We start from the raw sequence: 22,532 nt of genomic DNA on the forward strand, positions 1-22,532 counted from the left end.
TTGAAATAATACTGTGTCAAACTCGCTCGTAGTACTACTTGTACAACTTCGCTCGTTTTCCTTGTCTTATTTCAAATTTGTTTGACTATATTTTGCAATGAAAATAAAAAAGGGCGAATAAATCCGCCCTTTACAAACCCCTAAAGCATCATACTCGGGTCAAACACTCGAACAGGCTCTTGTCTTAGCACATTGGGGTCGGCTTTGTAGTAACCTGCCGTTGATTTTGGCAATTTTTGCCCACGCATGACATCGGCGATTTTTTCCGCCATCATAATGGTAGTGGCATTTAGGTTACCTGTGATGATAAGGGGCATGATAGACGCATCAACGACACGCAAGCCTTCTAAGCCATGCACACGCCCTTGTCCGTCCACCACCGCCATATCGTCCATGCCCATTTTACAACTACAAGACGGATGATAAGCGGTCTCGGCATGATTACGCACAAATTCATCAAGCTCGGCATTGGTCTGGGCATGACGGCTTGGGCTAATCTCACGCCCACGGTACTCATCCAAAGCAGGCTGGTGCATAATCTCACGAGTGATACGAATGCCGTCTCTAAACTCTTGCCAGTCTTGCTCGTGCGACATATAATTAAACAAAATGCTGGGGTGGTCGTGGGGATTTAGCGATTTTAGGCGGATACGCCCACGAGACGGCGAACGCATGGAGCCAACGTGTGCTTGAAAACCATGCTCTTCTACGGCATTTGAGCCGTTGTAGTTAATGGCAACTGGCAAAAAGTGATACTGGATATTTGGCCATTCAAATTCAGGACGAGTTCGGATAAAGCCCCCTGCCTCAAACTGATTGCTTGCCCCAATGCCCGTTCCCAAGAACAGCCACTCTGCCCCAATGGCAGGTTGATTGTACCATTTTAGGGCAGGATACAGCGATACAGGTTTTTTGCATTCGTATTGTAGATACATCTCCAAATGGTCTTGCAAGTTCTCGCCCACCCCTGGTAAGTCATGGACAACGGGGATTTTAAATTCATCAAGCAAATTTTTTGCCCCAACGCCCGAACGCTGTAAAATCTGCGGAGACGCAATCGCCCCTGCCGAGAGTATGACTTCTCGCTTGGCGTGGACGGTTGTGGGGTTTGTGTCATTGCCTTGTAGATACTGCACGCCAATGGCACGCTTGCCTGAAAATAAGATTTTATCGGTTACGGCATGGGTTTTTATGGTAAGGTTGGGGCGTGATTTTGCCATGTCTAGATAGCCCCGAGCCGTGCTAGAACGGCGTCCTTTTGGCGTAACCGTTCTGTCCATAGGTCCAAAGCCTTCTTGCTGATAGCCGTTCAAATCATCGGTGCGTGGATAGCCTGCTTGCACGCCTGCTTCTACCATGGCATTAAACAGCACGCTACTGCCTATGGTTGAGCCACGCTGTGAAGTCGTTACGCTCACAGGACCTGTGCCACCGTGATAGTCGTTTTCGCCCACATCACGGGTCTCGCCCTTTTTATAATAGGGCAAGCAGTCGGCATACGTCCAATCTTCTAGCCCGTCCATTTTTGCCCAATTATCCAAATCCATGGCATTACCACGAATGTAGCACATGCCATTGATAAGCGATGAACCACCAAGCCCCTTACCACGTCCGCACTCCATACGGCGGTTATTCATATAAGGCTCAGGGTCGGTCAGATACGCCCAATTGTAGCGTTTGCCTTGCAAGGGGTACGCCAGTGCCGCAGGCATTTGCGTACGAAAATCCAAGCGATAATCAGGACCACCTGCTTCCAAAAGTAGCACGCTCACATCGCTGTCTTCTGTCAGACGTGTGGCAAGCACATTACCTGCCGAACCTGCTCCGATGATGATATAGTCATATTCTGTCATAAGTTTTCCGTAATAAGTTAATAAATTTGATAATATATCAGTTATTTAAAAATAGACTCAAATTTACCCATTTCTATTTGAATGGATTTGACTTGGGTATAATGTTCTAGCGTCATTATGCCATTTTCACGTCCCACGCCTGATTGCTTATAGCCTCCCACAGGCATTTTGGCATCTGACTCGCCCCATGTATTGACCCAACAAATGCCCGCCTGCAAGGCGTGGGTAATGTGATGAGCCTTATTTAAATCAGACGTAACCACACCCCCTGCCAAGCCAAAAATCGTGTCATTGGCACGCTCTATCGCTTCATCTTCATCATCATAAGTCAAAATACTCATGACAGGTCCAAAAATCTCATCGGTAACAATACTCATCTCATCGGTACAATCAGTAAAAACGGTCGGTAGCACAAACGCCCCCTTGGACAGCGACTCGCCATACTCGGCAAAATCATCCGCCACCGCACGCCGTCCACCAAACAGCACCGTTGCCCCTGCTTTTTTGCCCTGCTCCATATAATCAAGCACTCGCTCCATGTGGGCAAAGCTCACCAAAGGACCCATGTTGGTTGTCTCATCAGTTGGGTCGCCCAAGCGAACCTTGGGCAGGCGTGCCAAAATGGCTTGTTCAAAGGCGTGTTTTTTGGCACTTGGTACAAAAACTCGTGTGCCATTGGTACACACTTGTCCTGTGCTATAAAAGTTTGCCATCATCGCCACGTCCGCCGCCAGCTCAATGTCGGCATCATCACAAACAATCAAAGGCGACTTACCGCCAAGCTCCATGGTTACGTCTTTTAGTGATGATGCTCCTGCAAGGCTCATCACTTTTTTGCCTGTTGCCACCGAGCCTGTAAATGAGATTTTGGCAATGTCAGGGTGTTCGGTCAGATACGCCCCCACATCACCGCCACCTTGCACGACATTAAACACCCCGTCAGGCACGCCAGCTTGGGTATAAATCTCGGCAAGTTTTAGGGCGGTCAAAGGCGTAACTTCACTCGGCTTAAAAATCATGGCATTACCAGATGCCAAGGCAGGGGCGGATTTCCATAGGGCGATTTGAATGGGATAATTCCACGCCCCAATCCCTGCCACTACGCCAAGCGGTTCTCTTTGAGTATAAAAAAAGCTCCCTTCTTTGCCTGTGCGAAGTGGCACTTGCACTCCTTCAACGGCGGTGGCAAGCCCTGCATAATACTCCAAGACGTCCGCCCCTGTAACAATATCCACATAAGCAGTCTCGCTGATTGCCTTGCCTGTGTCCGCCGTCTCCAGGCGTGCCAGCTCATCATTTTGTTCACGCAAAATCGCCACCGCTTTTAGCAGTATCCGAGAACGCTCCACCGCTGTCATGCCTGCCCAGATTTTTTGTCCTGCTTTGGCACTTTGCACCGCTTTATCCACGTCCGCTTTTGAAGCACTTTGCAGTTTGGCAAGCGTGTCTGCCGTAGCAGGATTGACCGTCTCAAAAAACTCCCCGCTACTGGCAGATACATACTTTCCGCCGATGTATAGCGATGTTTGTTCTACGTTTGGTAGTGATGACAATGCCATAACAAGACTCCTGTATTTTTAAAAATTTATCATCAAAACTTATAAATTTTATTCAAAGGTTGATGAAACCAAAAAGATGGGTTATGATAACAAAAAATCATCTATAACGCAAATAATTGATTTTTAATGAATTTATTGTTTAATTTGTGTAAAATGATTGTATATTGCAAATTGATTTTTGTAAACCTTTTGTAAATTTATTAGGTTTTTTGAAAACTATTTAGGGCGTTTTAAACCTTGATGACATTTTCATAAAAAATAAGATGAAAATTTAGCACGCCCTAGCAATTTTATATCATTAACAAACTTGGAAGGTAACACTATGGAAGATACCAAATTCAAAGACGGTCGCCTAAACCGAACAGTGTTTGTCTGTTCGGCGGTGATTATCGTCTTTTTTAGCTTATATACCATGCTGTTTAATGACAGTGCGTCCGCCATTTTGGATGGTGTGCTGGCGTGGGTAAGTACCACCTTTGGTTGGTACTACTTTTTTGCCGCATCGGTGTATATTATTTTTGTGCTGTTTATTGCCTGCTCTCGCTATGGTAACATCAAGCTAGGCCCCAAGCATTCCCAACCTGAATACAGTCTTTTGACGTGGTCGTCCATGCTGTTTGCCGCAGGGATTGGCATTGACATCATGTTTTTTTCGGTGGCAGAGCCTATCATGCAGTACATGAATCCACCTGTTGGGGACGGTCAGACCACACAGGCGGCTCGTGAAGCCTTGATGTGGACGATTTTTCACTATGGGCTGACAGGCTGGTGTATGTATGCGTTGGTGGGTATTGCCCTTGGCTATTTTGCCTACCGCTACAATCTACCCCTAACCATTCGCTCGGCATTGTACCCCATGATTGGCAAAAAGATTGATGGACCTGCCGGTCATGCTGTGGACGTGGCGGCGATTTTGGGGACGATTTTTGGTATTGCCACCACTTGCGGTATCGGGGTGGTGCAATTAAACTACGGTCTGCACGTTATTTTTGATTTACCTGAAAACTTACTTTGGCAAATTGGGCTTATCGCCCTAGCGGTCGCCATTACCATTGTGTCGGCAACCACAGGGGCATCCAAGGGCATCAAAATCCTATCGGAGCTTAACATTTATTTTGCCTTGGGACTTATCCTGTTTGTGCTGTTTTTGGGCAATACCGAATTTTTGTTAAACGCCATTGTCATGAACGTAGGCGACTATCTTAGCCGTTTTCCGACTTTGACTTTGGATACTTTTGCCTACAACCAAACACCCGAACAAAAACAATGGATTCAAGACTGGACGCTGTTCTTTTGGGCGTGGTGGATTGCGTGGTCGCCTTTTGTGGGACTGTTTTTGGCTCAAATCTCAAAGGGTCGTACCATTCGTGAATTTGTCATCGGCACCTTGTCCATTCCCTTTATGTTTACGCTTGCTTGGCTGTCAGTCATGGGCAACAGTGCCTTAAATGAAGTGCTAGGTGGCAACCTTGCCTTTGCCGAAAAAATCATCGCACGCCCTGAGATTGGTTTTTATGAGCTGTTATCCACTTATCCTTGGTTCTCGGTAACGGCAATCATCGCCTTTGTCTCAGGGCTTTTGTTTTATGTAACATCGGCAGATTCTGGGGCGATCGTGCTTAGCAATTTTAGCTTTAAAAGCCAAAAAAACACCGACACGCCCCCCATTTGGATACGCCTGTTTTGGGCGGTGGCAATCGGCATGCTGACCGCTGCCATGCTGATGACGGACGGCATCACCGCCCTACAAAAGGCGACTATTGTCATGGGCTTGCCATTTAGCTTTGTCATGTTTTTTGTCATGGTGGGGCTGTTTAAGTCGTTACGCCTTGAAGATTTTAGAGAAGAGATTACCAAAATCAATGCCGTGCCTGTGGCAGGTGGCGTGGACGTGAGCGACTGGCAAACTCGCCTGCACCGCATTACCGCCTATCCTGACGCCCCAGAGACAAAAGCGATGATGACAAATGTCTGCCTGCCTGCCCTAACTGACGTGGCGGACGCTCTACGCCAAAAGGGGCTGTCGGTGCGTGTGGAATCGGTCGCCTTGGACGATGAGCCAAGCCTTGTGCAACATATGCTGACGGTGGATTATAAGGACGAGTATAACTTCGTGTATGGCATCGTCCCTGTCAAATACCCCGTGCCAGAGCGTCCAACGGTTGATGACGGGCAAGAGTTTTATTATCGCTTGGAGACGTATTTGTTTGAAGGTTTGCAAGGCAATGATTTGTCAGGCTTTAACAGCGAGCAAGTCATCAATGATGTGCTTGACAAATACGAGCGTCATCGGGCGTTTTTGCATTTAAATCGTGAAACCCCTGGCAATCGCCCTGTGTTTCCTAAGTAATTTATCCCAAAATAAAAGCGTGTCAAAAGGCACGCTTTTTTATTAAATCTCTTTCCAAGCCAAAAATAACCCCCTATAAACACTGGAGTTGAAGTTTTTAAAAATCTATAAAAATCAGGGTTTGGAAAGAAGTCTATTAAAAATCTCCCCAAACCATCATTCCCAAACTGCCATTTTTGCATTATAATAACCCTATTTTATCCGTGAACATTTATCATGAAAAAATCCTTACTTAGCCTAACCCTACTTAGCCTTAGCTTATCTGCTACCGCTCAGGACACATCAGCCCTTGACGGCTTGACCATTGGTGCCTTAGCCAGTTTTGGCTCGCACGCCTATGCCACAGATGATAAAGTGGGGGCAGTGCCACTCGTGCTATACGATAACGACTATTTTTATGCCGAAGGTTCGGAGCTCGGTTTTTATGCTCACAAAGACAGCGAAAACTGGTTTCGTGTGGGGGCAGGCTATGAGTCTCGCCACTTTGAGCCAGATGACGCAACCATAACCGCCCTAAAAGGCCTAAACAGCCGTAAATCCAGTGCCAATATCGTACTAAGTTATATGCGTATCACGCCTGTGGGCGGGTTTGAGATTAAGGCGGGTACAGACATGATGGACAGAAGTGGCGGTCAAACCATCTCACTGGCTCATCGCAGTCTGTTTAAATTCGCCGATGACAAGCTCACTGTATATCCCAAATTTGGCGTAAACTGGTACAGTGATGATTATAACCAATACTACTTTGGCGTATCCGAGCAAGAAAGCACCAAAACAGGCATAGACACCTACACCGCCAAATCCAGCTACTCGCCCTTTGTCTCTGTCTCTGGCAAATACCAATTTACCGACCACATCGGTGCCTTTGCCAACACCAAAGCCGAATGGCTCTCATCAACCCAAAAAGACAGCCCCCTAACCGATGATAAAGTGGACATTGGGGCAAATGTGGGTTTGACTTATACGTTTTAATGGTTAAATTTATATAAGTGCTTGATTTATCAAGGGCGAATGTGATTCGCCACTACCCCCCCAAAATAATTAGCAAATAACAAAAGGGCAAACCCATGTTCGCCCTTTTTGTTGTTTATCTGCTTATCAATCATCGCTTGATTGTAATTGGATATAGTTTTGAATGCCGATGTCCGCAATCTTTTCTTGTTGGGTTTCTAGCCAGTCTTCGTACTCTTCATTGCCATCTTTTAGCTTGATGAGTAGCTCACGAGAAACAAAATCACGCTTGGCGGTACATACGTCAATGGCTTCTACCAGCACGTCATGCTTACGCTTCTCCAAACGCAAATCACACGCCAAAATCTCTTCTACGGTCTCACCAATCATGAGCTTACCCAAATCTTGCAAATTTGGCAAACCTTCTAATAGCAACACCCGCTCAATCAGCTCATCTGACCATTTCATCTCGCGAATGGACTGCTTAAAAAATGAGTCGTTTAGCTCTTCCACGCCCCAGTTTTTAACGATACGAGCGTGCAAAAAATACTGGTTAATGGCAATCAGGGACTGACCCAATACCAAATTTAACTGACGGATAACGTCTTTATCGCCTTTCATGTTATTACCTTTTTATCTTTAATTTTAAACATTTAACTTTTTAAAAAAGGGTGCATACACACCCCCTTTTTTTACCTTTTTCTGCCTTATCGCCCTACTTAGTGCGTGGCACCCACCATGTTGGGTTCAGCACTTTGGCTTTGTAGGTAGTTTTGTAGTCCCATCAGCTCAATCAAACGTAGTTGTTTTTCTAGCCAGTGAGCGTGGTCTTGTTCGGTGTCTTCTAACTGACGCACGAGCATATCACGGGTTACATAATCACGCTCGGCTTCACAGATGGCAATGCCTTCTTTTAGATGTTCTTGTACGGTGTATTCTAGTTCCAAATCGCTTTTTAGCATGGCAGGCACATCGGCACCGATGTTAATCTCGCCCACTTGCATATTTGGTGTACCGCCCAGCATGATGATACGGTTAATAATCAGGCGTGCGTGTAGGGTTTCATCTTCCATTTCGTGATAAATGCGGTCGTGCAATTTACCCAGCTCCCATTCAGCGTACATTTGTGAATGGATAAAATACTGGTCTCTGGCACCCAACTCGCCCGCCAATAAGAAATTTAGATAATCAATGACTTTTTGAGATGATTTCATGATAAAAATCCTGTGTTAGATAAAGAAAAATCAGCCAACGCTGTATGGGACATATCATAGCACAAAGATAGGGATTGACAAGGGGGTATTTGTATGGCAAAGGAACTGCGAACGACTTACGCTATGAGAATGGCTATTACAATAACAAAAATTTTCACCTAAGAAATCATCTTAGGTGAATTGGAGAAAATGGTTTTGGCAAATAGGCTAAGTTATTGATTATGTTGTTATTTTTATTATTGATGACAATTCCTTTTACCATTTTAATAATTTGCAAATAATAAGGCTTATTAGTTAATTTTATCAACTTGAAAATGACTATTGATTGATAATTTTAATCTAGCTAAGATTGTGCAAAGACACTTATATTTAGAAAAATTACAGTAATAAATTTACCAAATATTTACAAAAATTCTATCACACCGCCATAGCGTCCACCGCCACATATTTGGCATGATGTTCATCAACCAAATCCTGCACCATAGGCATACAACAGCCACAGCAAGTACCGACCAGTAGCTCACTTTGCAATGCTTCCACGCTATCAACGCCTTGTAGCATGGCGGTTTTGATTTGGGTGTCTTTGATGTCATGGCAAATACAAACATACATGGCGAAGTCCTTGGCAAATGCTGTTGTGGATTGGCTATTTTTTAAACGAAAATAAGAACGGTTATTCTTATTGACTCATGAGATTATATTAGCAATAATTATTATTATTTGCAAGCAAAAATTGATAATTTTTATAAAAAAGTTTGAAAATTTTGATGGATGCAGGGATTATTTGCTGATAATGCTTTTTAAAATATGAATTTGTCTAAAAATCAATGGCCTATTCCCAAAAATCTACTTAACATTTTGATAGATAAAAATCCCCAAAACATCATATTTTGGGGATTGTTAAAAATTTAATCAAATTTGATTATTCATTGACAAAAGACAGCCAGTGCTTGTACTTGTCATTACGCCCTTGCACCACATTAAAATACAAGGTTTGTAGTTTTTCGGTCAGCTCGCCACGTCCGCCCTTGCCAATCACACGGTCATCATATTCACGGATTGGGGTAACTTCGGCGGCGGTTCCTGTCATAAAAATCTCATCGGCAAGATAGAACTCGTCACGAGTGATACGGCGTTCTACGACTTTGATACCCAAATCATGAGCGAACTCAATAATCGTACGGCGAGTAATACCGTCCAACGCTCCGCCTGCTAGGTCTGGAGTATGCAGTTCGCCATTTTTTACCAAAAATAAGTTCTCGCCCGAGCCTTGACACACATAGCCGAGTGGGTCCATAAGAATGGCTTCTTCATAGCCTGCTTTGGTTGCTTCTTGGTTGGCTAGGATAGACACAGGATAGTTGGCGGCGGCTTTTGCCTTACACATGGTTACGTTGGGGTGATGATGTGTGTAGCTTGATGTCTTGGCACGGATACCGTTTTTGATACCGTCTTCGCCCAGATACGCCCCCCAATGCCATGCAGCAACGGCTGAATGAATGGTGTTGTCTTTGGCGGCGATACCGAGCTTTTCTGAACCAACCCAGATGAGCGGACGAATATAAGCAGACGCCAAGCCATTTTCACGCACCACGTCTTTTTGGGCTTTGACCAGCTCATCATGGCTATAACGCACGTCTAGCTGAAAAATTTTGGCAGAATTAAGTAGGCGTTCGGTGTGTTCATGTAGACGGAAAATGGCGGTACGTCCGTCAGGGGTCTGATAGGCACGCACACCTTCAAACACCGCCAAACCATAGTGCAAGCTGTGTGTGAGTACATGGACTTTGGCATCAGGTTGGTTGATCAGTTCGCCATCTAGCCACATTTTGCCGTCTTGGGTTGCTAAACTCATAAGTTTTTCCTTGATAAAAAGAGCTTTTAATAAAATTATTTTATAAACTTAGAGCGTTTATAAAATAAAAGTAATCGCATGATTATAACACCGTTTGGGCGTTTTGCAATAGTTTTTTAAGGTGTGGCACGAGCGATTGCCGTCTCTACCAGTACAAACTGGCGTACGTCATTTAGCATGGTTGTGTCAAAATTATGAATAAAGGCAAAAGACAACTGCCTATCAGGGTCGCAGAACGCCACCGAGCCGTTATAACCCATGTGTCCGTAGGCGTTTGGTGTGTTTTGTAGGCTAAATAAGCGATGAAAACCCGACCGCCACCGCATATTGGCAGGCATGACCGCATCAAAACCGTCCACACGCACCGCACGCATGTCGGCAAGTACCGCAGGCGTGATGAGCGTTTGTCCTTGCCATACGCCACCATTGGCGTGCATGGCGTAGATAGTGGCTAGGGCGTGGGCGGTAGAGACCCCATTGGCAGCAGGAATGACCGCTTGCAACACCTTATCATGATGGTATTCCACGCCATCACGCCCGTTTGGCATGAGTGCATTTTTATAATTGACAAGGTTCATCTTGGCGGTGTCAAAATACAGCTTATTAATGCCAGATGTGCCAAGCATTCCCACCTTATCCGCCCACAATGGCGTGATGTCAAGCCCTGCATATACCGCCAACATCTCTGGGGTGTCAGGTTTTAGGGTTGGTTTGCGTTTGGTTGTGGGCGTACCATCAAAATACCGCACAGGCTTGGCAACTTGCCCTAGCTTGTCAGCAGGCAGTCCATAATACAGCTCGCCCTGTATGCCTAAGGGCGTAGCAAGGTATTCATCTAGGGCGTGTTGCAAGGGCAGTCCTGTTACACGTTCCACCAATCCCCCCAAAATCCACCCCGAAACCAACGCACTATACGCACTGCCATAGCCCTGCTCGTCCTGCCCTTTGGGGGTGTCAGGCGACATTTGGGCGACTTTGGCGGTCATCATTTGCCAGTCGGTCAGCTCATCGGTGTCGTCGGTGAGCGTGGTAATGTTAAACAGCCCTGCGGTGTGAGTCAAGATGTGGCGTAGCGTGATATGCTCTTTACCCCCTACCCCAAACTCCACCCAATATGAACTAATGGGCGTATCATAGCCCAACAGTCCCTTTGAGACCAACACCGCCACAAGGGTCGCCATCACGCCTTTGCCGATAGAGAAATTTACCGATAGCGTGTGGGCGTGCCAGTCTTGGTGTGGCAGGGCTTGCCCTATGGCGGTGTTTACCACCGTCTCGCCTTTGTGAGTGATGACCAGTGAACCACCGGCAGGCGAGTCGTCAAATTGTAATTTAGAAAGCAGTTTGGGAAAATCTTGCCACATGGTCTGTACCTAATGATAAAAATGGCTTATTGTATAAGAATTTGGGGGAAAATTCAAAGTGTGGGGCGTTTTTTGGATCGTAGGGGCGAATCACATTCGCCCGTGATAAATCAATCATTTATATATAGTCGAGAATGGGGTAAAGTATATTACTTCTTTCAACATAAGTAAAATCCATATCATAAAAGTACATGGATCCAAATTCTTTAATCTTATACATAGTGGTAGCAACTGTATCCCTAAAGAATACAGTACCACCAACCCTCATTAACTTTGTTGGCTTGTGGATGTTACTTAACGCTAAGATTAAGATGATAATCCGCTTGCCAAACACTGTCATTTCTAACAATGGCGTTAATGACGATTAGGAGTTTACGCATACAAGCGTTGATGGCAACTTTAAAGGGTTTGCCTTTGCCTATCAAACGCTCATAAAACTGTTTAAATTTGGGTTCATATTGTCTTGCCACATTGGTGGCATTGTATAAGACATTACGAACCGATTGCCTACCCCCTTTGCAATGGCTCTTGTATTTAAGTGTGCCACTTTCTTTGGGGTGTGGGGCAACGCCCACTAAGGAGGCGATTTCTTTATTGCTTAATGTACCAAGTTCAGGTAACATTGACATCAAGGTAGCGACAGTAACACCACCAATCCCCTTGATGTCTTTAAACTTTTTTGTGGTGTCATCAAAATGTTTGCTTAGGGTGTCGATGTCTTGTTCTAACTTAGCAATCTGTTCATCAAGGTAAGCAATGACTTGTTTAACACTCTCAAGCTGACTTTGATGAATTTGCCAAATACGGTTCTTTTCTTGTACACGCATTGCCACAAGCTGATGACGGCGTACTACCAATGCCTCTAAGCGTTCTTGCTCTTCGCTTGGTGGGACATAGAGCAAATGAGTAAGTTTGCTCTCATCAAGACTTAAAAACTTGGCATAAAGAGCAAGCATTTTGGCATCTTGGTTATCTGTCTTAGCATTAGAATAAGACTTAGCAAACTGGCTGGTTTTATTAGGATTGGCAATCACCACATTAAAGCCTGATTGATACAGGGCTTTGGCAAGGGGGATTTCTAATCCGCCTGTACTTTCAAGTACTACCAAAGCTAGGTTTGTGCCTGCATTGGTATTAAGATAAGCCATCGCTTGTTTGATGTCGCCCCCAGTGTTTGAAAAGGTTTTGGTTTTATCCTTACAAGAAAGTGATACCACAAAGACCTTTTTGCCCACATCAATGCCACAGTAAATGGGTTCATTGGGCTTGTTCGCTACATTGGTTTTGGTTTGCTTGGTATTTTTGGTTTGTTTAGCATTATTCATCATTAACCTGCCTTGTATTCGGTTTAGAGTCTATCAACTGTACGGTTTTGATTGATGAAAGGTTATCCACTCTTAAAGCTACGACACGAACTTAATCTTGGGTGGTTGCCCTTATGGTTCTAAGGTGCGTACAAGATGTGGATAACGGGTTTTTGCTTATTATACCTTAAAAGGGGGTATACAAAGGTGTGTATTACGCACCAATATTCCATTTTGTTTAAAAGGTGCGTGGTACGCACCTTACGGAACTATTAATGCCCTCTACTGGCATAGGAGTAGGGTCTACAGGATTGCCTGTGGTAGTGGCTCTGATTTTGCCCGAACCACTTCCCCAAGTCCATAATGCCCCATTCTCTTTAATGCCTGCCGCCCAAGTCTTTGTCATCGCAATAATCTCTAAAGGTTTTTCTAATGGTGCATCAGGAATGTTGGCGGTGGGATGGTCTTTACCGCAAGCAGTCAAGGTAACAGATAGGCATAAAAAAAGAGCGGATAAGGCTCTGATGGAGGGTGTGTGATAAAACACATCTTTCATAGTTGCTTGCATAACTAACTCCTGTTACCTTAAAAATGAAAATTGAGAACGATTATACGCCCGTTTTAATGGGTTGTAAATAGGGATTTTTTTAGACTAAGTGCCTCGCCTTCATCTTTTGTCCAATTACCCTGTTGAACTTCGCCTGTACCCGCTGTTCCGTATTTGTTGCCACCCCAAGTCCATAACTGTCCATTCTTATCAAGAAAACCTTGATGGTTCTTACTGTCAATAAATTGTTTAATATCAATATTTTGTGCAATAAGAACTGGCGAATAATAATAACGAGACCGAACGCCATTTGAACACGAAGAGCATTCAAAACTTTGCAAACCCCAAGTATACAAATTACCATCTTGGGTTAAGGCGGAATGGGTATCAATTTTTACAACTTTAGATAAACTAGAAATTCGTGTTGGTTTGGTAACAAAATCGGTTGAAGGCTGTCCATGTCCCGTATAACTACTATCTCCCCAGCTCCATACTGTTCCGTCTTCCAGTAGAACAATATTGGCAAAAGAAACATCAAAATCAACCACTTTCTTAGGGAAAGTTAATTTTGTTATGGGGTAATATGTTTTTCCATTTTCGTGGGTGGCTGTTTCTGCTTTATCATTACCTAGATATTGAATGTATCTTGAGGAAGAGTATAATTGTCCAAATTTGTCTAGTGCCAAAATATAGTCTGAATTGGCTTGCACTTTTATAATATCTTGTAAGCCTTGAACTTGGGTTGGTTTTGGTAGCTGTTTAATTGGGTTTCCATAAAGCCCTGCAGTATTCTCTCCCAGCACATAAACCTGACCGTGTTTGTTCAAAAAAGCCGAAAGACCTAACCCTGCCACCACATCCACCACATCTTCCAAACCTTCTATCTTTCTAGGCTGATAAATCAAAGTATTATCATCATTGGGGTCTACATAGCCATCATGATTACTTCCCCATCCCCATACACTGCCATCTTTTCTAAGCAGTAGCATATGACCAATGCCACCAGAGATGGCAACGGCATCATTGATACCCTCTACTGGCATTGGAGTGGGGTCTACATGGTTGCCTGTGGTGGTGCGTCTAATCTTACTTAGACCACTCCCCCAAGTCCATAATGTGCCATCGTCTTTAATCCCTGCCGCCCAAGTCTTTGTCATCGCCACTTTCTTAGGTTCTATGATAATCTCTAAGGGTGTTTCTAATGGCGTATCAGGCATATTTGCCTTAGGGTATTTATCATTACACGCAGTTAAAGCAAGTGACAGACATAAAAAAAGAGCGGACAAGGCTCTGGTGGGGAAGGTATGATAAAAAATGTCTTTCATAGAACTACTCATAAAAAACTCCTGTTACCTTGATAAAAAAAAGAATGATTTTTATTCTATAATAAATTTAATGGGTTGTAAACAGCGATTTTTGCACCGTCAAAACATCATCACGGCTAGGATATTCATCTGTAGATTTGCCCATTCCAAACATACCATCATGACTTCCCCAAGCATACAATTCCCCATTTTTGGTTAAAACACCAGACGCACCACCATCCCAAGAAACCCCGTATCCCAACTAATCTCTACAATACTCGGTAAATAATTAGCTTTTTGAAAAGGTTCTCCTGCTAATCTATAATGTCTTTTAATATCTACCCAAATAAAACTACCATCGGATAGTTTTACTTCTTCTTGATATGCTATGACTTTATGAGCCAGTCTATTATCACAGCCTAATAATAGAAGTGATGAGCATAAAATGGGAATAATAGATTTTTTAAACATCTTTATTTTTCCATAAAAAAATAGCAATTTTATAAACCTCACCCTTTTGAACTCAAATTTACACTCAATAAAAATAAAAAAAGACATACTCAGTATGTCTTTTTCACCCATCATAAAAACGTAATTTTGCCGAGTAAATGCGGTTTTTCCGTCCCTGCCGCATACAGGGCAAAGGCTCGCCCATCGCTCTCTTGGCGTGCCACAAAGTCAATCTTGGACGGCAAGAAAATGGGCGTTTTAAATGACACGTCCACTCGGTACGCCTTCGGCAAATCATAAAATTGAGCAATGCTCGCCGCCTTTGACCACATGCCATGAGCGATTGCCTTAGGAAAGCCGAACGCCCGAGCTGATAAGGGGTGCAAATGGATTAGGTTAAAATCGCCCGACACGAACGCATACCGCCGTCCGATGTCTTCTGGGATATTAATCAGCTCCGCCCAACCATTGTCATCAGGCTCTAAGCGTGCCACACTCTCAGGCACAGATTTGACCGTGCGTTCATCGACAGGCTTTTTTTGGCGAGACAGATAAGTTGATGTCCCTTGCCATACTAGCTCATCATCGATATGCACTTCGGTGATAAAATCAAAGGTTTGCCCCTTGTCATGGGGGGTTAGGTTGTCAAGTCGCACACTCATCTTGACCGTTTCGGTATCAAAAATCGGACGATACTGCGTAACGCTGTTTTCTAAATGCACGAGCCCAAGCATGGCAAAAGGAAAATCAGGCTTTGCCATCATGTTCATCTGTAACGTCTGCGACAACACCGCAAAATACGTTGGCGGTACACGCCCATCATCAATAAACCCACAGATTCGCCGATAGTCTCGCAAATTGTTCTGGTCAATGGCGAGTTTGTCCACTGCATACACCGAATCAGGCAATGCCCCTGCTCGGTTGTCGCCGTGCGGAATCAAACTTTTGATAACGTTGGCATAAGTGGTGTGCATTTTTGGCAATTCTTTAAAATTTTGTTCTGCCATATCATACCTTTAATATAGAATAATTTTGGTAAATTTTAATGGATTTTTGGGGGAATGTAAATCAAAAATGTACAAGTGTACGGCTTATATGGTTTCACATCAAAATTTACCAATGAATAAAATCACGCCCCAAGCACGCTTTGACCGCACACACGCACCACGTTACCATTGAGTCCTGACGCTTTTGGCGACAGTAGCCACGAAATCGTCTCTGCCACGTCCACAGGCTCACCGCCTTGACTCATTGAGTTCATACGGCGACCGGCTTCACGAATGGCAAAAGGAATGGCACCGGTCATCTTAGTTTCAATAAATCCGGGGGCGACCGCATTGATACGGCGTGCCGAACCGTCTAGACTCTTGGCGGTCGCTTCTACCAGACCGATAACCCCTGCTTTACTCATGGCGTAGTTGGTTTGCCCCAGATTGCCGGCAATGCCTGAGATACTAGACACACAGACGATACGAGCCGACTCGGACAAGCCATTATTGGCAAGTAGGTAGTTATTAATGGTGCTAATGGCTTTTAGGTTGATGTTTAGCACTAAATCCCATTTGTCGGCACTCATGTTGGCTAGAGTCTTATCACGAGTAACACCAGCGTTATGCACCACACCATCCAACACGCCACACGCTTTTAAAATCTGCTCGCCAGCGTCCGTTTGAGTGATGTCCAGTGGCAAGGCATGACCGCCCAAATTGCCAGCGACTTTTTGTAAATCTGCCAAAGACGCAGGCACGTCCAAGCAGTACAGCTGTGCCCCGTCTCGTGCCAACACTTTGGCAACTGACTCGCCAATGCCACGACTTGCCCCTGTAACTAGGATTTTTTTGCCTTTTAGGGATTTGGTTTCGTCAAAATCGACCAGCGACAGCTCATCGCCATTATCCTTGATATAGACCGCTTGCCCTGACACATATGCCGATTTTGCCGACATAAAAAAGCGTAAGGCGTGGTCTAGGTGCTTTTCGGCACCGACTTGGGTGTATAGGACATTGGCGGTAATGCCTTTTTTAAATTCTTTGGCGACTGATTTAACAAATCCCAACACCGCCCGTTGTGCCAAAGCAAAATCAATGTCCGTGCCTGTACAGCAAGACGGGCGAGCAATCAGCACAATCCGACCAGACGGTTTGATGCGACGGGCGATTTTATGGAAAAATTCATACACCGCCTTTAAGCCGTCCGTATCTTTGATGTTGGTAACATCAAAAATCGCCACTTTAAAACGCACGTTCTCGTCCGTTAGGCGGTCATCGAGTTTATCATTAGTGGTGATTTTGGCGTCCAATGCGGTCAAAATCTCATTCACACTACGGCTCACATCACTGTCGCCTATCGCCCCAAATGCCACTTCGCCACGCACCACAGGCTGACCTACTTCAAAGCGGTCAAGTTTAATGGGTGTGGGCAAACCCAGATTTTTTGCAACAGTTCTGCCCAGACCTGATTGCACCAATTCACCATAACGGTCGCTCATAGGAGTATCCTTTTGTTTGTAAATACGATAAGCCCCATTCTAGCATAAAAATAAATGTTGGCACAAAATTTTCTCTATTATAAAAATAAGTTATAAATTTTAAATAAATAACAAAAAATTAGTTAAGAACGCAAAAAACATTTTCCCTTTTAAGTCAAATGATGATAAGCTAGGATAAGCTAAAATGATAGATACGATGTCATTTTTGGGTTTTGATAAGATTGATTTTAGGATAATTTCGTGCAAATTTATTAGATTTTTACCTTAACTTATCTTAAAAATCATCTGCCAAAACCCTGTTACCTTTATCAATTCATTTCATTAAGGATAAGTCATGACCATCAAAAAAGTTGCCATTCTTGGCGGAAACCGCATTCCCTTTGCTCGCTCAAATGGTGCGTACGCAGACGCCAGTAATATTGATATGCTCTCATCGGCGTTGGACGGTTTGGTTGCTCGCTTTAATTTGGCGGACAAAGAGGTTGGCGAAGTGGTTGCCGGCACGGTCTTAAAACACAGCCGTGATTTGAACCTAACCCGTGAAGCCCTGCTAAACACCGCCCTATCGCCCACAACCCCTGCCTATGACATCTCGCAGGCGTGTGGCACAGGTTTGCAAGCCACGTTTGCCGTCGCCAACAAAATCGCACTGGGCATCATCGACAGTGGTATCGCAGGTGGGACGGACACGACATCGGACGCACCGATTGCACTCGGGGACGGCATTCGTAAGCCCCTGCTTGCCATCAATAACGCCAAAACCGCCAAAGCTCGACTGACCGCCCTAACCCACATCAACCCCAAAGACCTGCTGTCATTCCCTGCCAATGGTGAGCCACGCACTCGCCTATCTATGGGCGAACACCAAGCCATCACCGCCCTAGAATGGAACATCAGTCGTGCCGACCAAGATGAGTTGGCATTTAACAGCCATCAAAATTTGGCTCGTGCGTATGACTCAGGATTTTTTGATGATTTGATGACTCCCTATAAAGGGCTAAACCGTGATAATAACTTGCGTGCAGACACCACGCTTGATAAACTTGCCACGCTAAAACCTGCCTTTGGTAAGCGTAACGCCAACCCAACCATGACCGCAGGTAACTCCACGCCACTGACCGACGGTGCGTCTTGTGTGCTACTTGCCAGTGATGACTGGGCAAGTGAGCACGGTTTTGAACCGCTTGCCTACATCACTCACCAACAAACGGCGGCTGTGGACTTTGTGGGTAAAAACGGGCTGACCGAAGGACTGCTTATGGCACCTGCCTATGCCGTACCAAAAATGCTCGCTCGTGCTGGTCTGACCTTGCAAGACTTTGATTTTTATGAGATTCATGAGGCCTTTGCCAGTCAAGTACTCTCCACTCTAGCCGCTTGGGAAGATGAAAACTTCTGCAAAAACCGCTTGGGGTTAGATAAGCCACTTGGTAGCATTGACCGCAGTAAGCTCAATGTCAATGGGTCAAGCCTTGCCGCAGGACACCCCTTTGCTGCCACAGGCGGACGTATCTTGGCAACCGCCGCCAAACTGCTCGCCCAAAAAGGTTCAGGGCGTGCCTTGATTTCTATCTGTGCCGCCGGCGGTCAAGGCGTTACTTGTATTTTAGAGCGTTAATCACAAAAATTGCCCCAAATCAAAAACCCCAATCCATGACAGATTGGGGTTTTTGATTTGGGGTGTTAAACGATAAAATGGGATTTATGCTTATTTACAATCATTTAACTTCAAAATACACCATTGGCAGTAGCAACTGTATCCCTAAAGAATACAGTACCACCAACCCTCATTAACTTTGTTGGCTTGTGGATGTTACTTAACGCTAAGATTAAGATGATAATCCGCTTGCCAAACACTGTCATTTCTAACAATGGCGTTAATGACGATTAGGAGTTTACGCATACAAGCGTTGATGGCAACTTTAAAGGGTTTGCCTTTGCCTATCAAACGCTCATAAAACTGTTTAAATTTGGGTTCATATTGTCTTGCCACATTGGTGGCATTGTATAAGACATTACGAACCGATTGCCTACCCCCTTTGCAATGGCTCTTGTATTTAAGTGTGCCACTTTCTTTGGGGTGTGGGGCAACGCCCACTAAGGAGGCGATTTCTTTATTGCTTAATGTACCAAGTTCAGGTAACATTGACATCAAGGTAGCGACAGTAACACCACCAATCCCCTTGATGTCTTTAAACTTTTTTGTGGTGTCATCAAAATGTTTGCTTAGGGTGTCGATGTCTTGTTCTAACTTAGCAATCTGTTCATCAAGGTAAGCAATGACTTGTTTAACACTCTCAAGCTGACTTTGATGAATTTGCCAAATACGGTTCTTTTCTTGTACACGCATTGCCACAAGCTGATGACGGCGTACTACCAATGCCTCTAAGCGTTCTTGCTCTTCGCTTGGTGGGACATAGAGCAAATGAGTAAGTTTGCTCTCATCAAGACTTAAAAACTTGGCATAAAGAGCAAGCATTTTGGCATCTTGGTTATCTGTCTTAGCATTAGAATAAGACTTAGCAAACTGGCTGGTTTTATTAGGATTGGCAATCACCACATTAAAGCCTGATTGATACAGGGCTTTGGCAAGGGGGATTTCTAATCCGCCTGTACTTTCAAGTACTACCAAAGCTAGGTTTGTGCCTGCATTGGTATTAAGATAAGCCATCGCTTGTTTGATGTCGCCCCCAGTGTTTGAAAAGGTTTTGGTTTTATCCTTACAAGAAAGTGATACCACAAAGACCTTTTTGCCCACATCAATGCCACAGTAAATGGGTTCATTGGGCTTGTTCGCTACATTGGTTTTGGTTTGCTTGGTATTTTTGGTTTGTTTAGCATTATTCATCATTAACCTGCCTTGTATTCGGTTTAGAGTCTATCAACTGTACGGTTTTGATTGATGAAAGGTTATCCACTCTTAAAGCTACGACACGAACTTAATCTTGGGTGGTTGCCCTTATGGTTCTAAGGTGCGTACAAGATGTGGATAACGGGTTTTTGCTTATTATACCTTAAAAGGGGGTATACAAAGGTGTGTATTACGCACCAAAACCTTATTAAAAAATGTGGAATCGGTGTGAATTGGCATTAATTTGCTATAATTTTCAAATACATCAATTAGTAATAAATCCAATTTCCCCTACCATTTCAAATAGTTGCCAATAATGAATTTTTCGATTTTCCGTGGTAAATAATGATGTGTTTAAATTTTCATTTTTTTCCATTTTAATAGTTTGCTAAACAAAATGGATTATGTTAAATAAATTAATATAAAGTAAAAAAGGTTTTTTGGATTTGGCAAATTAGAGCATGGGGAAAATTTGGTAAAGTGAAAAAATTGGAATTCTCCTTTATAAAGTTTTTAAGAAAAAGATATGATTATGTTAAATAATTTTTTAAATATTTAAGCCAATCCCCACGCATTTTCCCTAAAAAACTCTTTTATTTCCAACGCTCGTTCATTTTTTATTTATAAGTAGCTTGTATTTTTGTAAGTTATATAATAACATAGCTTACTTTTTGCCATTTGGCTGACCTTAGGATTTTATCATGACTTTTAAATACACTGCCCTAGCCTGTTCACTTGCCACCGCCCTTGCCTTGACCGCCTGCGGTAATGACGACAAGGCGACTACCGCCACAGACAACGCCACGCCTGCCATGAGCGATAAGACACTCACGGTCGTCACCCCTTGGGAGATTACCAATGCTGACCCTAGCACATCAGGCTTTGTCTATCAGCGTATGGGTATTGGCGAGACGCTCGTGGACGTGGACGACAAAGGGGCGATTATCCCTGCCCTGGCCGAAAAATGGGAAACCGCCGACAACGGCAAAACATGGGTATTTACGTTGCGTGATGATGTCAAATTCCATGACGGCACACCCATGACCGCCAAAGAAGTGGTTAATAGCCTAACACTCGCCCTAAACAAGCCCACCGCCCTAGAAAGTGCCAATATCGAGCTTATCAAGGCAATCGATGACAAAACCGTCGAGTTCGTTCTTGCCGAACCTTTGACCACCCTACCGTCCTATTTGGCACACGCCACCGCCATTATTCTAGCCCCAACGTCCTTTGATGATAAAGGGCAAGCCACCAAAATCATCGGCACAGGGGCGTATCGGGCGGATAAGGTTGAGCCACCACAAAAGATTGAACAATCCGCTTATGCCGACTATTGGGGTCAAAAAGCCCACATCAATCGCATTAACTACCTTGCCAACTCTCGCAGTGAGACTCGCACCCTACTCGTGGAGAGTGGCGATGACCATTTGGTGTACACCCTAGACAGTGCCAGTCTAAAACGCCTACAAAACAACAGCGACCTACAAGTGGCAACCCAAACGCTCGCTCGCACCATTGCCATTAAGATGAACATTGCCAATCCACTCTTTGCCGATAAGACCACTCGCCAAGCCCTATCTGATGCCATAGACCGTGAAGCCATTGCCAAATCGGTGCTACGCATTGGCGATGCGGGGGCGTATGAGCTACTACCACCCATGTTTGGCGGTTGGCAGGCAGGCGTGGCAAAATCCACCCCTGATTATCCTGCCATTAAAGCCAAACTGCTTGCCAATGGCTTTACCGAAGGGGCAAATGGCGTGCTACAAAAAGACGGTAAGCCCTTTACCATATCACTCATCACGTTCTCTGACCGCCCAGAGTTACCGCTTATCGCCACCGCCTTACAAGACCAATGGCGTAAAATCGGTGTGGATTTACAAGTTAATATCACCAACTCATCAGAAATTCCCAAAGCCCACCAAGACGGTTCATTGCAAATGGCTCTGTACGCTCGTAACTACGGCAACACCCCAGACCCACTAGCTTCACTACAATCCGACTTAAGCCCACAAGGGAGCGACTGGGGCGTGATGAATTACCAAAACCCCACACTCACCCAAGCCTTACATGACATCGCCACCACGACCGATGATGCCAAGCGAGATGAACTCAAAAAACAAGTCGCCACCATTTTGGCAGATGAGCGTCCACTTATCCCTGTCGTGTACTACCAACAAAGTGCGTCCGCTCATAAATCCTTACAAGGCTTGACCCTTGACCCATTTGAGCGTAAATACAACCTAAATCAGCTTAAATGGTAAGCCCATAAAGACCGTGTTATGCGGTCTTTTTTATAGGGCGTGCCTGCCTTTGGTATTTGCAATGAAAAATACCTGTTTAAAAAAGAAGGGGAATCGCCCGTTTTTCAAGGAAAAAACAAAGGCTGTGAGTCTTCTATCAGACAAGTTTTTGACGATGAAAAACAATCCGACCACTTAA

The 22,532-nt window shown here is 44.5% G+C and carries 18 protein-coding genes; 4 read left to right on the top strand and 14 right to left on the bottom strand.

Features of this window, described 5'->3' with window-relative positions:
* Positions 1-140: 140 nt before the first annotated feature.
* Positions 141-1,853 (bottom strand): choline dehydrogenase, encoded by a 1,713-nt coding sequence (betA, locus tag DX073_RS01370; RefSeq protein ID WP_115004851.1) that lies wholly within the window; start codon positions 1,851-1,853, stop codon positions 141-143.
* Positions 1,854-1,894: 41 nt separating this feature from the next.
* Entirely contained in the window at positions 1,895-3,412 is a 1,518-nt protein-coding gene (gene betB, locus DX073_RS01375; protein WP_115004853.1) for a betaine-aldehyde dehydrogenase, read from the bottom strand.
* 322 nt (positions 3,413-3,734) lie between these two features.
* Between betB and betT the strand changes: the two genes are divergently transcribed.
* Entirely contained in the window at positions 3,735-5,762 is a 2,028-nt protein-coding gene (gene betT / locus DX073_RS01380; protein WP_115004855.1) for a choline BCCT transporter BetT, read from the top strand.
* 216 nt (positions 5,763-5,978) lie between these two features.
* Positions 5,979-6,734 carry a MipA/OmpV family protein gene (locus DX073_RS01385; protein WP_115004857.1) on the top strand — a complete coding sequence of 252 codons (756 nt, stop codon included), beginning with the start codon at positions 5,979-5,981 and terminating at the stop codon, positions 6,732-6,734.
* A gap of 126 nt (positions 6,735-6,860) precedes the next feature.
* Here the strand turns inward: DX073_RS01385 and bfr (DX073_RS01390) are convergent, their stop codons facing one another.
* The 11 genes from bfr (DX073_RS01390) to DX073_RS01440 form a co-directional block, all read right to left on the bottom strand.
* Entirely contained in the window at positions 6,861-7,334 is a 474-nt protein-coding gene (bfr, locus tag DX073_RS01390) for a bacterioferritin (RefSeq protein WP_062501169.1), read from the bottom strand.
* 98 nt (positions 7,335-7,432) lie between these two features.
* Entirely contained in the window at positions 7,433-7,927 is a 495-nt protein-coding gene (bfr, locus tag DX073_RS01395) for a bacterioferritin (RefSeq protein ID WP_062501171.1), read from the bottom strand.
* 417 nt (positions 7,928-8,344) lie between these two features.
* Positions 8,345-8,539: a (2Fe-2S)-binding protein gene (locus DX073_RS01400; RefSeq protein WP_062501173.1), complete on the bottom strand. Its 195-nt coding sequence runs from the start codon at positions 8,537-8,539 to the stop codon at positions 8,345-8,347.
* A 310-nt stretch (positions 8,540-8,849) separates the two neighbouring features.
* Positions 8,850-9,782: a branched-chain amino acid transaminase gene (locus DX073_RS01405; protein WP_115004859.1), complete on the bottom strand. Its 933-nt coding sequence runs from the start codon at positions 9,780-9,782 to the stop codon at positions 8,850-8,852.
* Between the two features lie 116 nt (positions 9,783-9,898).
* The gene (locus tag DX073_RS01410) at positions 9,899-11,146 is read right to left on the bottom strand and encodes a serine hydrolase domain-containing protein (RefSeq protein WP_115004861.1); all 1,248 of its coding nucleotides are present in this window, start codon (positions 11,144-11,146) and stop codon (positions 9,899-9,901) included.
* A gap of 290 nt (positions 11,147-11,436) precedes the next feature.
* Positions 11,437-12,474 (bottom strand): IS110 family transposase, encoded by a 1,038-nt coding sequence (locus tag DX073_RS01415; protein WP_258556830.1) that lies wholly within the window; start codon positions 12,472-12,474, stop codon positions 11,437-11,439.
* A 214-nt stretch (positions 12,475-12,688) separates the two neighbouring features.
* Complete coding sequence (locus DX073_RS14050) at positions 12,689-13,018, bottom strand: hypothetical protein (RefSeq protein ID WP_147279664.1); 330 nt, start codon at positions 13,016-13,018, stop codon at positions 12,689-12,691.
* Between the two features lie 53 nt (positions 13,019-13,071).
* Entirely contained in the window at positions 13,072-14,334 is a 1,263-nt protein-coding gene (locus DX073_RS01425) for an RCC1 domain-containing protein (protein WP_115004865.1), read from the bottom strand.
* 183 nt (positions 14,335-14,517) lie between these two features.
* Positions 14,518-14,772, bottom strand: a complete 255-nt coding sequence (locus tag DX073_RS01430; RefSeq protein ID WP_147279665.1) for a hypothetical protein — start codon at positions 14,770-14,772, stop codon at positions 14,518-14,520.
* Positions 14,773-14,882: 110 nt separating this feature from the next.
* Positions 14,883-15,758 carry a MaoC/PaaZ C-terminal domain-containing protein gene (locus DX073_RS01435; protein WP_062501687.1) on the bottom strand — a complete coding sequence of 292 codons (876 nt, stop codon included), beginning with the start codon at positions 15,756-15,758 and terminating at the stop codon, positions 14,883-14,885.
* 122 nt (positions 15,759-15,880) lie between these two features.
* The gene (locus DX073_RS01440; protein WP_115004869.1) at positions 15,881-17,239 is read right to left on the bottom strand and encodes a 3-oxoacyl-ACP reductase; all 1,359 of its coding nucleotides are present in this window, start codon (positions 17,237-17,239) and stop codon (positions 15,881-15,883) included.
* A 334-nt stretch (positions 17,240-17,573) separates the two neighbouring features.
* Between DX073_RS01440 and DX073_RS01445 the strand changes: the two genes are divergently transcribed.
* Complete coding sequence (locus DX073_RS01445; RefSeq protein ID WP_115004871.1) at positions 17,574-18,857, top strand: acetyl-CoA C-acetyltransferase; 1,284 nt, start codon at positions 17,574-17,576, stop codon at positions 18,855-18,857.
* Positions 18,858-19,052: 195 nt separating this feature from the next.
* On the opposite strand, the gene DX073_RS01450 is transcribed toward DX073_RS01445, so the two are convergent.
* A complete protein-coding gene (locus DX073_RS01450; protein ID WP_258556830.1) occupies positions 19,053-20,090 on the bottom strand; it encodes an IS110 family transposase in 1,038 nt (345 codons plus the stop codon).
* Positions 20,091-20,791: 701 nt separating this feature from the next.
* Between DX073_RS01450 and DX073_RS01455 the strand changes: the two genes are divergently transcribed.
* Positions 20,792-22,354, top strand: a complete 1,563-nt coding sequence (locus tag DX073_RS01455; protein WP_115004873.1) for an ABC transporter substrate-binding protein — start codon at positions 20,792-20,794, stop codon at positions 22,352-22,354.
* Positions 22,355-22,532: the final 178 nt, after the last annotated feature.

The organism is Moraxella lacunata, from assembly GCF_900453205.1.
Lineage (GTDB): Bacteria > Pseudomonadota > Gammaproteobacteria > Pseudomonadales > Moraxellaceae > Moraxella > Moraxella lacunata_B.